This is a genomic window from Simplicispira sp. 125, assembly GCF_003096555.1.
In the GTDB taxonomy this organism is placed as follows: Bacteria; Pseudomonadota; Gammaproteobacteria; order Burkholderiales; family Burkholderiaceae_C; genus Simplicispira.
Genome location: NZ_QEKM01000001.1, coordinates 2,491,043 through 2,505,258 on the forward strand (window position 1 = coordinate 2,491,043; position 14,216 = coordinate 2,505,258).

Consider the following 14,216-nt stretch of genomic DNA (forward strand, 5'->3'; position numbering starts at 1 on the left):
CCTCACGCAGCAGCCAGCGCATGGGTGCGCGTAACGAGCTGCTCCAGCTTGGCGAGCGCTGCGCCGGAGTCGATGGCCGCGCGGGCCTGGGCAATGCCCTCCAGCATGGTCGCAGCCACGTTGGCGGCGTAGAGGGCGACACCGGCGTTCAGGCACACGATGTCGCGCGCTGCGCCGGTCTCGCCCTTGAGCACGCCCAGCAGCAGATCACGCGACTGATCGGGCGTTTCCACTTTCAACGCCCGGTTGCTGGCCATGGCGAGGCCAAAGTCCTCGGGGTGGACTTCGTACTCGGTGATCTCGCCATTCTTGAGCTCACCCACCAGCGTGGCGGCGCCCAGGCTGATCTCGTCCATGCCGTCGCGCCCATAGACCACCAGCGCATGCTCAGCGCCCAGGCGCTGCAGCGCTCGCACCTGGATGCCCACCAGGTCAGGGTGGAACACGCCCATGAGAATATTGGGCGCGCCGGCCGGGTTGGTCAGCGGCCCCAGGATGTTGAAGAGGGTGCGCACACCCAGCTCCTTGCGCACCGGCGCCACGTTTTTCATGGCCGGATGGTGGTTGGGGGCAAACATGAAGCCGATGCCGATTTCGTCGATGCACTGCGCAATCTGCTCAGGCTTGAGGTTGATGTGCACGCCCAGCGCCTCCATCACGTCGGCGCTGCCGCTCTTGCTGGAAACGCTGCGCCCGCCATGCTTGCTGACCCGTGCGCCTGCAGCAGCAGCCACAAAGGTGGCGCAGGTGGAGATATTGAAGGTACCGGCACCGTCGCCGCCCGTGCCCACGATGTCGACCATGTGCGTGCGGTCGTGCACATGCACTTTGGTGGAAAACTCGCGCATCACCTGCGCGGCGGCCGTGATCTCACCGATGGTTTCTTTCTTCACGCGCAGGCCGGTCATGATGGCCGCCGTCATCACGGGCGAGAGCTCGCCCTGCATGATGAGCCGCATCAGGTGCAGCATTTCGTCGTGGAAAATTTCGCAGTGTTCGATGGTGCGCTGCAGCGCTTCCTGGGGGGTGATGGACATGGTTTTTTTCTCCATAAGAGTCAGGCCGAGGGCGCGTCCGTCCAGGCCAGTTTGAGCCCGAAGCCGATGAACAGGGCACCGGCGGCGCGGTCCAGCCAGTGCATGCCACGCTGCACTGCACCTGCGCGCTTCGCCATCCACGCAGCGGCTAGCGCCCAGCCGACATTGACGGGAATCGCATTCACACTGAACAACACGCCCAGCAGCACGAAGACCAGCGCCTTGTTGGTGGTGCCCGGTGCGATGAACTGCGGCACAAAGGCCAAAAAGAAAATGACGACTTTGGGGTTGAGCACATTGGTCCAGAACCCGCCCATGAAAACACGGGCCAGCGAAGGCGTTGTCACCGGTTCGGCCTGCGCCGCAGCCAGCGCCGCGCCACTGCCACCCCCCGACGCCCGGGACAGCAGCATGCGCACGCCCATCCACAGCAGGTAGGCTGCGCCCAGCACTTTGAGCACCGTGAATGCCGTGGCCGATGCCGCCAGCAGCGCACCCACACCCACGGCGGCGGCGGCGACATGCACCATGCAGCCCAGTGCAATGCCCAGCGACGCCACGACCCCGGCCCGCGCGCCATGCCGCAGCGCGTTCGAGACGATATACAGCACGTCCGGCCCGGGCGTGAGGTTGAGCAACCAGCCCGCTGCGATGAATAGCAGTAGCTGGTGCGCCTCCATCGTCATGCCGCCTGCTCGAGAAAGTTCTTGAGCATGGCGTGGCCGTGCTCGGTCAGGATGCTCTCCGGATGGAACTGCACGCCCTCAATGGCCAGCTCTTTGTGGCGCACGCCCATGATCTCGCCGTCATCCGTCCAGGCGGTGATTTCCAGCACTGCGGGGCAGGTGGCGCGCTCGATGGCCAGCGAGTGGTAGCGGTTGACCGTGAACTGCGCTGGCAGCCCTGCAAAAACGCCCTTTTGCGTGGTGGTGATGACGCTGGTCTTGCCGTGCATGAGCTGCTGCGCGCGCACGATGGTGCCGCCAAAGGCCGCGCCAATGCTCTGGTGCCCCAGGCACACCCCCAGGATGGGGAGCTTGCCCGCAAAGTGCTGGATGGCCGCGACCGAGATACCCGCCTCCAACGGCGAGCACGGTCCGGGCGATACCACCAGCCGGTCGGGGGCGCGTGCGGCGATCCCTTCCACGGTGATTTCATCGTTGCGGAACACTTCCACCTGCGCACCCAGTTCACCGAAATACTGGACGATGTTCCAGGTAAAGCTGTCGTAGTTGTCGACCATCAAGAGCTTCATGGCTGGCTCCCTTGCGCAGGCGCGCGCAGGCGCGCGAACTCGCGGTGTTCAAAATCGATATAGGCTTCCATCATGCTGCGGTAGATGGCTTCGAGCACCTCGGGCTGGCCGCCCTCTGCCGCAGTGCGGGAGCGCACCCGCTGGATGATGGCTTCGATGCGCTCTTCGTCGCGCACCTGTCCCGCATCCTGCTTGATGCGCGCGGCTTGTGTCATGTAGCCGCCGCGCGTAACCAGAAGAGGCACCAGCACATCATCGAGCGCATCGATGTGGCGACGCACGTCTTCCATGGTGGCGCAGTACTGTGTGTTGTCAATGGCGCGCGTCATTCCAGGCCCTCTTCCACGAGTTCGGCGGCGCGCAGCAGGGCGCGGGCCTTGTGTTCTGTTTCTTTCCACTCCATCTCGGGCACCGAGTCGGCCACCACGCCTGCGGCAGCCTGCACGTAGAGTGTTCCGTCTTTCACGATGCCGGTGCGGATGGCAATCGCTAGGTCCATGTCACCGGCATAGCTGAGGTAGCCGCAGGCGCCGCCATACAGGCCGCGCTTGGTGGGTTCGAGCTGGTCGATGATTTCCATGGCGTGCACCTTGGGCGCACCTGTGAGCGTACCCGCCGGGAACGTGGCCTTGAGCACATCCATGCTGGTCATGCCGTCATTGAGAATGCCCTCGACGTTGCTCACAATGTGCATCACATGGCTGTAGCGCTCGACGGCAAAGGCCTCGGTCACCTTCACGCTGCCGGTCTTGGCGATGCGGCCGATGTCATTGCGCGCCAGGTCGATCAGCATCACATGCTCGGCACGTTCCTTGGGGTCGTTGACCAGTTCCACCTCGGTGGCCTTGTCCAGCTCGGGCGTGGCACCGCGCGGGCGCGTACCCGCCAGCGGGCGGATGGTGACCTTCTGCCCCTCGGGCGTACTCTCCTGGCGCACCAGAATCTCGGGGCTGGCGCCCACCACATGGCTGTCGCCAAAGTGGTAGTAGTACATGTAGGGGCTGGGGTTGAGCGCGCGCAGCGCGCGGTACAGCGACAGCGGCGACTCGGTGTAACGCTTGTGGATGCGCTGGCCGACTTGCACCTGCATGAAGTCACCGGCGGCAATCAGCTCCTTGGCGTGCTCGACGGCGGCCAGATAATCTTGCTTGGCAAAATCGCGCTGCGCCGGGTGGCCTTGCGTCGCCTGTACCTGGGGCGCGCTGACCGAATACTTGAGCTGTTCGCGCAACTCGCGCAGGCGTTTTTTGCCGTTGCTATAGGCCTCAGGGCGCGCCGGGTCCGCGTAGACGATCAGATAGAGCTTGCCCGACAGGTTGTCGATCACGGCCAGTTCTTCGCATTGCAGCAGCAAGATGTCGGGCATGCCCAGGGTGTCGGGCGGGCACGAGTTTTCCAGCTTCTTCTCGATATGGCGCACCGCGTCGTAGCCAAAATAACCCGCCAGGCCGCCGCAAAAGCGCGGCAGGCCGGGGCGCAGCGCCACCTTGAAACGCTTCTGGTAAGCCGCCACGAAGTCGAGCGGGTTGCCCGGCGCGCTTTCCACCACCTGGCCGTCGGTCACGACCTCGGTCACGGCGGCGGCGCCAAAGCCGCGCGCGCGCAGCAGCGTGCGCGCAGGCAGGCCGATGAAGCTGTAGCGGCCAAAGCGCTCGCCACCCACTACAGATTCGAGCAGGAAGCTGTATTTGCCGCCATCGCGCGTGTGTGCCAGCTTCAAATAGAGCGACAACGGGGTTTCCAGGTCGGCGAAGGCTTCCGCCATGAGCGGAATACGGTTGTAGCCTTCGCGCGCCAGGCTCTGAAATTCAAGTTCGGTGATCACGGGGGAGACTCCCTGCTGGGGTGGCGCGCAAACCGCAAGGGTGGGGTCAGGCGCCGCTGTTCATGGACGGGCCCCCTGGCAGGGGCAGAAACTGCACGCCGGGAAGTACCCCAGGTGCCATCAGGTGTTCAGGCAGACAGGCTTACGCCAGGGCCAGGCCCCCCGGTCGCTGCGACCTGTAATGAACACGCGGTGAATGAACATGCCATAAAGTGTAGCAAATACACGCCTGCGCCTGCGCAAAGGCTGCGGCGCTCCCCCCCGGGAAAACCCATGGGCAAACCCTGATGTGGTTTTCCGCCATCAGCGGCACAATTTGTTGCAGTTTACGAACGATCGTTCTTTTTTGTAAGGAGTGACATGATCAAGACGTTGCGCACCCTGTTTATTGCTGCTGGCCTGTGCGTGAGCACCGCGGCCTTTTCCATGGTGGAGCTCGCCGGGGTCAAGGTTGAAGACTCTGTCACCATCGCGGGAGCCAAGCTGCAGCTCAACGGCGCAGGCATCCGCTACAAAGGCCCCTTCAAGGTCTATGTGGGCGACCTCTACACCACCCAGCCGGTCAAATCCCTGGATGAACTGATGGCGGCTCCGGGCCCCAAACGACTGTCCATGACTTTTCTGCGCGAAATCAATTCCGCTGATTTCGGCAAACTGCTCACGCGCGGCATCGAGGACAACGTCAGCAAGAGCGACCTCTCCAAAATCATTCCCGGCATGATCAAAATGGGGGAAATTTTTGCTGCCAACAAATCCTTTGAGACAGGCGACGTCTGCGCCCTGGAATGGGACCCTGCCAAGGGCCTGAGCATCTGGGCCAAAGGCAAATTGCAGGCCGAACCCTTCAAGGACCCTGCCTTTTTCCGCGCACTGATGTCCATCTGGTTCGGCCACACCCCGGCGGACTGGAAACTCAAGGATCAGATGCTCGGCATCAAGTGATGCAGCGCGGCCCGCATAGGGCCGTCTGCCTTTTGGGTGAGACGCCTGTGCAAGGACAGGCTGTCACCGACCCGACAGTTAGAGGACTGCGCCTATGCCGCCAGCGTGCCCCTTGGGTTACGCTGATCCGCATCTGCATGGGACACACCTCTCCCTTGCAATGGCTGCACCTTCGCCCCTCCCCCACCGTGGTCACCCCACACCCGCTTTCGCAGCGCCCTGAGATACCGCCGTCGATTTTTCTGCCACCCCTTGCGCTCTGAGACCACCATGAAATTCCGCAACCTCCGTGTCGGCCCCCGTTTGGGCCTGGGTTTTGGCGCCATCCTGCTCATTACCGCATTGCTTGCCCTGACGGGCATCTGGCGCATTGGCGCGCTCAAGGACGCCAGCGAACAGGTGGCAACACGCGAAATCGAGTTGCACACCCTGGTGGACGAATGGGCTGCCGACGTACGGCTGAACTGGGTGCGCACTGAAGCCTTCCTCAAGGCCATCGACCCCGGCTACATGGAAAAGCTCACCGCGGATACCCAGGCCACCTCGACCGCCACAGAGACCAAGGCCAAGCGCATCGAAGAACTGCTGCAAAGCGACAAAGGCAAATCCCTGCTGGCCGATATCGCCGCTGCGCGCACCACCTACAGTACCAAGCTGAACGAAATCCGCGATCTGCACCGCGGCGGCGAACCCAGCGTACCCACCATGGTGGACAACGATCTGCGCCCACTGGCCGACAAATACCTGCAAACTCTGGACGGGTTGCGCAGCTTCATGGCGGCGCAGTTGGCCGAGAGCCAGCGCAACACCAACAGCCTGGCGTCGGCCAGCCAAATGTTGCTGGGCGTGGGCGCCGCAGTGGCTGTGGCCCTGGGTGCTCTGTTGGCCATCCTGGTCACGCGCTCCATCGTGCTGCCCATGCAGCAAGGCCGCAAAGCGGCAGAAAGCATTGCCGACGGCGACTTGACGCAGCCGCTGGACACCACCGCCAGCGACGAGACCGGCCAACTGCTGCAAGCCCTGGCCACCATGCAGGGCAAGCTGGCAGGCATCGTCAACAACGTGCGCCGCAACGCCGAAGGCGTGGCAACTGCCAGTGCCGAGATCGCCCACGGCAACAACGACCTGTCCGCACGCACCGAGCAGCAGGCCAGCGCGCTGGAAGAAACCTCAGCCTCCATGGAACAACTGGGCTCCACCGTGCGCCAGAACGCCGACAACGCGCGCCAGGCCAACCAGTTGGCCGTGAGCGCGTCCACCGTCGCAGCACAGGGGGGCGAGGTGGTGGCCCAGGTGGTGCAGACCATGAAGGGCATCAACGACAGCAGCCAGAAGATTGCCGACATCATCAGCGTGATCGATGGCATTGCCTTCCAGACCAACATCCTGGCGCTCAACGCGGCCGTCGAAGCAGCGCGCGCGGGCGAGCAGGGCCGGGGCTTTGCCGTGGTGGCGAGCGAGGTGCGCAGCCTGGCCGGACGCAGCGCCGATGCCGCCAAGGAAATCAAGGCCCTCATCGGCGCCAGCGTGGAGCGTGTGGAGGCGGGATCGGCCCTGGTCGATCGCGCTGGCGCCACCATGACCGAGGTGGTTCAGGCCATCCGCCGTGTGACCGACATCGTGGGCGAAATCAGCGCTGCCAGCAGCGAGCAGAGCGCAGGTGTAGGCCAGGTCGGCGAAGCCATCACGCAAATGGACCAGGCCACCCAGCAAAACGCCGCGCTGGTCGAGGAAAGCGCAGCCGCTGCAGACAGCCTGCGCACGCAGGCCGCACAACTGGTGCAGGCCATGTCGGTGTTCCACACCGGCACAGGCAGCAGCGCTTCCGTGCAGTCACTGGCAGGCGGTGCCCCGGTGGCGCGTGCCGCCGCGCCGCGCAGCGTGCAGGGCCGTCCGGCACAGCGCCAGCTCGGCAACAGCACCCCATAAGCCACACGCGGGCGCGAGCCCGCTGCGGCACAACCTCAAGCGAGCACGAGCTCCTGTAGCGAGCCCACCCAGCCATCGGCATCCACGGCCGTCACCGGCTGGCCGTGGTTGTAGCCATAGGTCACCAGCACCACAGGGCAGCCTGCGCCGCGCGCAGCTTGGGCGTCGTTGCTGGAGTCACCCACCATCAGCGTGCGCGCAGGCAGGGTGCCCAGGGCCGCGCAGGTTTTCAGCAACGGCAGCGGGTCGGGTTTCTTGCGCTCGAAAGCGTCGCCCCCAAACACCTGGGTAAAGTAACCGTCCAGCCCTTTGGCCTGCAGCAGCGGCAGCGCAAAGGCGGTGGGCTTGTTGGTCAGGCAGGCCAGTGGCAGCCCTGCGGCGCGCAGCGCCTGCAGCCCTTCGACCACACCGGGATAAACCGTGGCGTGGTGGCCGTTGATGGCCAGGTAGTGCTGCTGGTAGCTGGGCCATGCACGCGCATACAACGCTTCTATTTCAATAGCTGACAGCGCTTTCCCTGCTTGCCCTAGAGCATGTTTTAGCACTAAATTCAGCAGATGCTCGGAGCCCTTGCCCACCATGGTTTCGATCTGTTGCGCAGCAATGCCGGGCAGTTCCAGTTCGCGCAGCATGCGGTTGAGGGCCTCTGCAAAGTCGCCCAGGGTGTCGATCAGGGTGCCATCAAGGTCGATGATGGCGGCGTCATAGAGGTCTTTTTTCATACGGTGATGGATTATCCGGATCCGCGCCCAGCGCACGACACCCACCTGCATGGCCGCGTCGTTGTAGGCGCTCTGGTCTTCGTCGGACGGGTCTTTTTTGCTCACCCCGACAAAGACAGTCAGCGCCCGGGCGGCCGGTGTGCAATCACGGCTGGACTGTGGATGTCCTTGCGGGCCTGCTGGCCACAGCATGGCGCGGCACATCTGAATGCCGCTGGGCAGACCGGGCAGCAACGCTGGCGTTTCAGCGCCCGGGATCAAAGCGGCTCAAGCCGCCAGTTGCGCACGCATGGCGTCGATGACACCACGGTAGTCGGTTTTGCCGAAAATGGCGCTGCCCGCCACAAAAGTGTCGGCCCCGGCATCGGCCACGCGGCGGATGTTGTCCTGCTTGATGCCGCCATCCACCTCCAGGCGAATGTCCTTGCCACTGGCATCGATGCGCTTGCGCACGGCCTCGATCTTGCGCAGCGCCGAGTCGATGAAGCTCTGGCCGCCAAAACCGGGGTTGACGCTCATGATGAGAATGAGGTCGATGTCGTCAATCACCCAGTCCAGCACATCCAGCGGCTCGGCAGGGTTGAACACCAGCCCGGGTTTGACGCCCTTGGAGCGGATCGCCTGGATACTGCGGTGCACATGGCCCGATGCGTCCGGGTGGAAGCTGACGTAATCAGCGCCTGCCTCGGCAAAGGCCGCCGCCAAAGCGTCCACAGGCTGGATCATCAGGTGCACATCAATAGGCACGGCGACACCCGAGGGCGTTTTTGCATGGGGCTTGAGGGCCTGGCACACCATGGGACCAAAAGTGAGGTTGGGCACGTAATGGTTGTCCATCACGTCGAAATGGATCCAGTCGGCGCCGGCGGCGACGACGTTCTGCACTTCTTCACCCAAACGTGCGAAGTCGGCAGAGAGGATCGAAGGGGCAATGCGAAAGGTACGGCTCATGCCGCCATTGTCGCAGTTACCATTCCGGGATGCCGAAACCTACCATCGACGTTCACGTGCGCCCCGAATATCTGGCGGAGCAGTCCGATCCCGATGCTTGCGAATACCACTTTGCGTACACCATCGAGATTGCCAACCCCGGTGGGACACCGGCGCAGTTGATTTCCCGCCACTGGATCATTACCGACGCGCTGGGGCATGTCGAGGAAGTCAAGGGCCTGGGCGTGGTGGGCCAGCAGCCGCTGTTGCAGCCCGGGCAGGCCTTTGAATACACCAGCGGTTGCCGACTTCGCACCGCCACGGGCACCATGCGCGGGAGCTTTCATTTCGTGACAGAAGAAGGCACCCCTTTCGAGGTGCCCGTGGAGCGCTTCTACCTGGATGCCTCGGACAGCGCCAAGCCCCACGTATTGCACTGATTTCCACGTTTCCCATGGAATTCCTCCCTGTCTGGCCGCTACCGGTCAACACCCTGTTTTTTTTCGGTTTTTTGCTTTTTTGCGGCTCGCTGGGTGGATATGTGGCCCACCGCTGGCCCTGGCTGCCCAGTATCACGGGGTTCATGGTGGTGGGGCTGTTCGCTGGCCCCAACGTATTGGGACTGATCAGCCCCGAGGCGCTGGCGCAATCGCGCATCGTTGTGGATGTCGCGCTGGCGCTGATTCTGTACCGGCTGGGTCTTTCGTTGGACGTCAAGCGCTTCATCAACGACCGCTCTCTGGTGGTGATTTCTGTAGCGGAGAGCGCCCTCACCTTTGTGGCCGTCTACTTTTGCCTGGAATGGATCGGCATCTCGGGGCTGCCTGCAGCGGTGATTTCGACCATCGCCATTTCCTCCTCGCCTGCGGTTCTGATCCACGTCGCCCACGAGCTGGGTGCATCCGGGCCGGTGACGAATCGGTCCATGTCGCTGGTCGCCTTGAATAACGTCATCGCCTTCATGGCCTTCGCTGCGGTATTGCCAGCCTTGTACGGGCAGGCCGAAGCGCCCGTGTCCATCATGATCGGCGCGCCGCTCTACCAGGTACTGGGGTCGGCGGCGCTCGGTGCCATCATGGGGTGGGCCCTGCACGTGGCGGCGCGCAAAACCAAAGCAGCGCACCAATACCAGCTCGCTCTCGTGATCGGCGCCGTGATGATGACAGTGGGGGCCGCCCTCGTGCTCAATTTGTCCCCCTTGTTCGCCCCCTTGATGCTCGGTATGGTCGTACGCAGCCTGGAGCGCACCAACCTGGTGGCAGACATTGAGTTCGGCCCCTCGTTCGAACTGTTCTTTATTGTTCTCTTCGTCTATGCCGGCGCCAATATGCATGTGTCGGAGATGCTCCAGTACTGGCCCGCTGCATTGGCGTTTGTGTTTGCGCGCAGCGGCGCCAAGTGGCTGGGGGTCACGCTGGCCGCGTCTGCATGCCGTACGCCCCTGCGACAAGCGGCCACCAGCGGCCTCCTGCTGATGCCCATGGCCGGTCTCGCCATCGGTCTCGTCAATACCACCACGACACTGTTCCCTAACGAGGGGCTGATTGTGGGCTCCACCGTGCTTGCGGCCGTGGCCATTCTGGAAACAATAGGGCCGCCCATCGCGGCCCGTGCACTGCGCTGGTCTGGAGATCGGCTCGACGCAAATGGCGCTGCGGACAACACCCCTGCGCCGGACACGGGCGACGTCTGCGCACATGGAATCGCCAGCGCGCCCGACGTTCCTGCGCCTTGAGATCCGCTGACGGGCCCACCCCATCCCCTGCGCGGCCCCGTTGAAAATATCCATGCCAGAGGCGCCCTGGTGGCACATGGGCGATGATCTCCGGCATGCGGCGATACTCCACAGCCTGCGCAAAGGCTTCTCCGGAGTTGATCCAGAGATCGCCACGGGGCCACGACCGCTTGTGTCACAGTCCTACAAGCGTCTTTAGTATCTAACGGTAAATTCGCTGGTGTCCGGCAATGTCGGCCGCAACACATGCCTTTGGCGAACGGCCCCACCATGGCAGCCGACTGACCGCCTGATCGAGAGGAATCCATGACATGAACGAGATTTTGAGCTTCTGGGCGCAATGGCTGCGCCCTTCGGCAGGGTTACCCACGGTGCAATGGTCGCTGCTGCTCGCCGTGGCGGCCATGACCGGCTATCTGCTGCAGCGCCACACCGGCCTGCCCAAGGTGGTGGGCTACTCGCTGGTGGGCGCGGTGGCCGGGCTGGCCGGTTTCAGCGGTGCGGTCTGGCCACTGCAGGGCATTGGCCTGTTCTTGCTGGAGCTGGGCATCTCCATCGTGCTGTTTGAATGCGGTGGACGGATTCCGCTGCGCTGGTTCCGCCACAACCCCATGGTGTTGGTGCAAAGCGTGGCCGAATCTGCGCTGACCTATTTCGCGGTGTACTGGGTGCTGCTGTGGCTCGATGTGCCCGCCCGGGTCGCAGGCCCGCTGGCTCTGGTGGCCCTGGCGGCTTCGCCTGCCGTGCTGACCCGCGTGGTGGCCGACACCGGGGCCGCAGGCCCGGTGACAGAGCGCGCCATCGTTCTGGCCACACTCTCGACGCTGTATGCGCTGACACTGGGCAGCGCCCGGGCTGAACTCATCAACCGCTCCAGCATCACCTTCATGGACACGGTTTACCCTGTCGTCGTGGTGCTGGGCGTCTCCATCATCGTGGCCGCCGTGCTGGCGCTGGTGCTGCGCATGGCACTGCGTTTTATGAGCCCGACGAGCGAGAACACCTCCATGTTGCTGCTGGCCCTGATCGCCGCTGCGGCTGCCGTGGCCGCCCACATGGGCGGGTCCGCGCCCTTGGCCGCGCTACTGAGTGGCATGTTGCTCAAGCAGCTCAACCCACGCCCCTGGGCCTGGCCACGCCAGTTGGGCAATGCCTCGTCGCTGCTGACCATGCTGATGTTCGTGCTGGTGTCCACCGTGGCCGCACAGGCCGACTGGAGCGGCCCTGTGGTCGGTGCTGTACTGGCCCTGATCGTGGTGCGCCTGCTGGCCAAGGCGCTGGGTGTGGCCGTGGGCAATGTGGGCAGCGGTTCGAGTTGGCTGCAGGCACTGTGGGTAGGCTGTGCGATGACACCCATGTCAGCCATCGCGCTGCTGATTGCTTCGCAGTTTGTGCTGGCTTCACCTTCCACAGGCCACCTGATTGCGCGCGTGGCCCTGCCCGCCATTTTGCTGATGGAGGTGCTGGGCGCGGTGATTGCCACAGTGGCCATCTACCGTGCGGGAGAAAGTTCCAAGCCCTGGGCGCCTTTGGCCCGTGGCAACCGGGGAGACAACCGTGAGTCTTGAAGCCTTCAACCATTCCGAACCGCTGACGTTGGGTGTCGAGCTGGAACTGCAACTCGTCAATACGCACGACTACGACCTGGCACCCTATGCCGAGGACATGCTGCGGCTCATGCACAAGACGCCGCTGCCCGGCAGCGTGGTGCCCGAGATGACGAACAGCATGATCGAGATCTCCACCGGCATCTGCCACTCTTCGAGCGAGGTGCTGGGGCAGCTGAGCCAGATCCGCGATGCGCTGGTGAAAAGCGCCGACAAGCTCAACATCGCCGTGGTCGGCGGCGGCACACACCCGTTCCAGCAGTGGCACGAGCGGCGCATCTACGACAAGCCGCGCTTTCAGGAGCTCTCACAGCTCTATGGCTACCTGTCCAAGCAGTTCACCATCTTCGGTCAGCATGTGCACATTGGCTGCCCCAACGCCGACGCCGCCCTGCTCATGCTGCACCGCATGTCGCGCTACATCCCGCACTTCATCGCGCTGTCGGCGTCCAGTCCGTACGTGCAGGGCCAGGACACAGCCTTCGATTCGGCCCGGCTCAATTCGGTGTTTGCCTTCCCGCTCTCGGGCCGCGCGCCCTGCGTGCTCACCTGGACCGAGTTCGAGCAGTATTTCGACAAGATGACACGCACCGGCGTGGTCAAGAGCATGAAGGATTTTTACTGGGACATCCGCCCCAAGCCCGAATTCGGCACCATCGAAATCCGCGTATTCGACACCCCGCTGACCATCGAACGCGCCGCCGCGCTGTCGGGCTTCGTGCAGTCGCTGGGCGCCTGGTTCCTGGCCGACCAGCCGTTCCTGCCGCAGGAGGACGACTACCTTGTCTACACCTACAACCGCTTCCAGGCCTGCCGCTTCGGCATGGATGCGGTGTATGTCGACCCGGCCACGGGCGACCACATGCCGCTGCGTGAGCACATCCTCAAGACCATGGACCAGATCGCAGGACACGCCGCCGCCCATGGCGCAACCGGGGCGCTGCACCTGCTGCGCAATGAAACCCAGGCGGGCCAGAACGACGCGCGCTGGCTGCGCGAGCGCCAGCGCGAAGAGCAACTGTTGGCCGAGGTCAGCCGCCAGGCAGCGCTGCGTTTTCGCGGGACAAATTGACTCCCCCTGAGTCGCTTCGCGCCTTCCCCCAGGGGACGCCGCCAGCGCGGCGGGGCGGCCCTTGCGCGGCGTCCACTGGCCTGGGCCGCGTCGGTTGCAAGCCCCGCTGACGATCTCAAGGCATTGCAGCCGATACACCGCACAATCCGTACCCATGGGTGAATTTGACCTGATCGCACGCTACTTCACGCGCCCGGTGCGCCCCGATGGTGCTGTGGCCCTGGGCGTGGGCGACGACTGCGCGCTGCTGGCGCCCGCGCCGGGCATGCAGCTGGCGGTGTCGAGCGACATGCTGGTTGAGGGCCGGCATTTTTTTGCCGGTACCAACCCCGAGCGCCTGGGCCACAAGGCACTGGCCGTCAATTTGTCCGATCTGGCGGCCTGCGGTGCGCGGCCGCTGGCGTTCACGCTGGCACTGGCCTTGCCGCAGGTGGACGCAGCCTGGCTGGAGGGCTTCTCGCGCGGCCTGCTGCAGCTGGCCGATGCGCACGGCTGTGAGTTGGTGGGCGGCGACACCACGCAGGGGCCGCTCACTATCTGCATCACCATTTTTGGCGAAGTGCCGGCCGACCAGGCGCTGCTGCGCAGCGGTGCGCGGCCCGGCGACGACATTTATGTGAGCGGCACGCTGGGCGATGCGCGCCTGGCGCTGGAGGCTTTGCAAGACGCAGCCGCCCTGCCCGCCGAAACCCTCACCGCCGCACGCCTGCGCCTGGAAGCACCAACGCCGCGCGTGGCCCTGGGCCTGGCGCTGCGCGGCGTGGCCAGCGCGGCGATGGACGTGAGCGACGGCCTGCTGGGCGACCTGGGCCACATCCTGCGCGCCTCGGGTGTCGGGGCCTGTGTAGATACCTCAATAACTATTAATTTGATAGCTTGTAGCGCTTTATCAGAAAGCGTTTCAAGCCATTTTGACCTTGAATTTCTGCACCAGTGCACCCTGGCTGGTGGCGACGACTACGAATTGCTGTTCACCGCGCCCCCTGCCGCCCGTGCCGCCGTGGCCGCGGCGGGCCAAGCCTGCAGCACACCGGTCACACGCATCGGCCGTATCGAGGCCGAACCCGGTGTGCGTCTGATCGATGGCCAGGGGCAGCCGGTGCTCCACCGCTACGCCTCGTTCGACCACTTTGCCTGACAACCCCGCGAATGGGGAGCAGCA

At 64.2% G+C, this 14,216-nt stretch carries 14 protein-coding genes; 7 read left to right on the forward strand and 7 right to left on the reverse strand.

Annotation, left to right across the window (positions count from 1 at the left end):
* Positions 1–2 precede the first annotated feature (2 nt).
* The 5 genes from trpD to trpE are packed head-to-tail and all read right to left on the reverse strand — an operon-like array spanning position 3 to position 4,117.
* Complete coding sequence (trpD, locus tag C8D04_RS11640; protein WP_116006156.1) at positions 3–1,037, reverse strand: anthranilate phosphoribosyltransferase; 1,035 nt, start codon at positions 1,035–1,037, stop codon at positions 3–5.
* 20 nt (positions 1,038–1,057) lie between these two features.
* A complete protein-coding gene (locus C8D04_RS11645) occupies positions 1,058–1,723 on the reverse strand; it encodes a LysE family translocator (protein ID WP_116004998.1) in 666 nt (221 codons plus the stop codon).
* Positions 1,720–2,292: an aminodeoxychorismate/anthranilate synthase component II gene (locus C8D04_RS11650; protein ID WP_116004999.1), complete on the reverse strand. Its 573-nt coding sequence runs from the start codon at positions 2,290–2,292 to the stop codon at positions 1,720–1,722. The genes C8D04_RS11645 and C8D04_RS11650 overlap by 4 nt, the downstream gene beginning before the upstream one ends.
* Entirely contained in the window at positions 2,289–2,621 is a 333-nt protein-coding gene (locus tag C8D04_RS11655; RefSeq protein WP_116005000.1) for a chorismate mutase, read from the reverse strand. The genes C8D04_RS11650 and C8D04_RS11655 overlap by 4 nt, the downstream gene beginning before the upstream one ends.
* Entirely contained in the window at positions 2,618–4,117 is a 1,500-nt protein-coding gene (trpE, locus tag C8D04_RS11660; RefSeq protein WP_116005001.1) for an anthranilate synthase component I, read from the reverse strand. Before trpE ends, C8D04_RS11655 begins: the two co-directional genes overlap by 4 nt.
* 360 nt (positions 4,118–4,477) lie before the next feature.
* Between trpE and C8D04_RS11665 the strand changes: the two genes are divergently transcribed.
* Together C8D04_RS11665 and C8D04_RS11670 are read left to right on the forward strand one after the other, a co-directional pair.
* The gene (locus tag C8D04_RS11665; protein WP_233521161.1) at positions 4,478–5,059 is read left to right on the forward strand and encodes a chalcone isomerase family protein; all 582 of its coding nucleotides are present in this window, start codon (positions 4,478–4,480) and stop codon (positions 5,057–5,059) included.
* A 270-nt stretch (positions 5,060–5,329) separates the two neighbouring features.
* A complete protein-coding gene (locus C8D04_RS11670; RefSeq protein ID WP_116005002.1) occupies positions 5,330–6,988 on the forward strand; it encodes a methyl-accepting chemotaxis protein in 1,659 nt (552 codons plus the stop codon).
* 35 nt (positions 6,989–7,023) lie between these two features.
* Here C8D04_RS11670 and gph read toward each other — a convergent pair whose 3' ends face one another.
* Both gph and rpe read right to left on the reverse strand, forming a co-directional pair.
* Entirely contained in the window at positions 7,024–7,710 is a 687-nt protein-coding gene (gene gph / locus C8D04_RS11675; protein WP_116006158.1) for a phosphoglycolate phosphatase, read from the reverse strand.
* Positions 7,711–7,977: 267 nt separating this feature from the next.
* On the reverse strand, positions 7,978–8,661 hold the full coding sequence (rpe, locus tag C8D04_RS11680) for a ribulose-phosphate 3-epimerase (RefSeq protein ID WP_116005003.1): 684 nt from the start codon (positions 8,659–8,661) through the stop codon (positions 7,978–7,980).
* A 29-nt stretch (positions 8,662–8,690) separates the two neighbouring features.
* Between rpe and apaG the strand changes: the two genes are divergently transcribed.
* From apaG to thiL, 5 genes are all read left to right on the forward strand, one after another.
* Positions 8,691–9,080 carry a Co2+/Mg2+ efflux protein ApaG gene (apaG, locus tag C8D04_RS11685; protein WP_116005004.1) on the forward strand — a complete coding sequence of 130 codons (390 nt, stop codon included), beginning with the start codon at positions 8,691–8,693 and terminating at the stop codon, positions 9,078–9,080.
* 14 nt (positions 9,081–9,094) lie between these two features.
* Positions 9,095–10,375 carry a cation:proton antiporter gene (locus C8D04_RS11690; RefSeq protein WP_116005005.1) on the forward strand — a complete coding sequence of 427 codons (1,281 nt, stop codon included), beginning with the start codon at positions 9,095–9,097 and terminating at the stop codon, positions 10,373–10,375.
* 311 nt (positions 10,376–10,686) lie between these two features.
* On the forward strand, positions 10,687–11,943 hold the full coding sequence (locus C8D04_RS11695) for a cation:proton antiporter (RefSeq protein ID WP_116005006.1): 1,257 nt from the start codon (positions 10,687–10,689) through the stop codon (positions 11,941–11,943).
* Positions 11,933–13,054 carry a YbdK family carboxylate-amine ligase gene (locus C8D04_RS11700; RefSeq protein ID WP_116005007.1) on the forward strand — a complete coding sequence of 374 codons (1,122 nt, stop codon included), beginning with the start codon at positions 11,933–11,935 and terminating at the stop codon, positions 13,052–13,054. Before C8D04_RS11695 ends, C8D04_RS11700 begins: the two co-directional genes overlap by 11 nt.
* Before the next feature lie 154 nt (positions 13,055–13,208).
* Positions 13,209–14,192, forward strand: a complete 984-nt coding sequence (gene thiL, locus C8D04_RS11705) for a thiamine-phosphate kinase (RefSeq protein ID WP_116005008.1) — start codon at positions 13,209–13,211, stop codon at positions 14,190–14,192.
* Positions 14,193–14,216 lie beyond the last annotated feature (24 nt).

Coding starts and splice junctions, on each gene's coding strand:
- trpD (WP_116006156.1), bottom strand. CDS start 1,037: ATGTCCATCACCCCCCAGGAAGCGCTGCAGCGCACCATCGAACACTGC.
- C8D04_RS11645 (WP_116004998.1), bottom strand. CDS start 1,723: ATGACGATGGAGGCGCACCAGCTACTGCTATTCATCGCAGCGGGCTGG.
- C8D04_RS11650 (WP_116004999.1), bottom strand. CDS start 2,292: ATGAAGCTCTTGATGGTCGACAACTACGACAGCTTTACCTGGAACATC.
- C8D04_RS11655 (WP_116005000.1), bottom strand. CDS start 2,621: ATGACGCGCGCCATTGACAACACACAGTACTGCGCCACCATGGAAGAC.
- C8D04_RS11665 (WP_233521161.1), top strand. CDS start 4,478: ATGATCAAGACGTTGCGCACCCTGTTTATTGCTGCTGGCCTGTGCGTG.
- C8D04_RS11670 (WP_116005002.1), top strand. CDS start 5,330: ATGAAATTCCGCAACCTCCGTGTCGGCCCCCGTTTGGGCCTGGGTTTT.
- gph (WP_116006158.1), bottom strand. CDS start 7,710: ATGAAAAAAGACCTCTATGACGCCGCCATCATCGACCTTGATGGCACC.
- rpe (WP_116005003.1), bottom strand. CDS start 8,661: ATGAGCCGTACCTTTCGCATTGCCCCTTCGATCCTCTCTGCCGACTTC.
- apaG (WP_116005004.1), top strand. CDS start 8,691: ATGCCGAAACCTACCATCGACGTTCACGTGCGCCCCGAATATCTGGCG.
- C8D04_RS11690 (WP_116005005.1), top strand. CDS start 9,095: ATGGAATTCCTCCCTGTCTGGCCGCTACCGGTCAACACCCTGTTTTTT.
- C8D04_RS11695 (WP_116005006.1), top strand. CDS start 10,687: ATGAACGAGATTTTGAGCTTCTGGGCGCAATGGCTGCGCCCTTCGGCA.
- thiL (WP_116005008.1), top strand. CDS start 13,209: ATGGGTGAATTTGACCTGATCGCACGCTACTTCACGCGCCCGGTGCGC.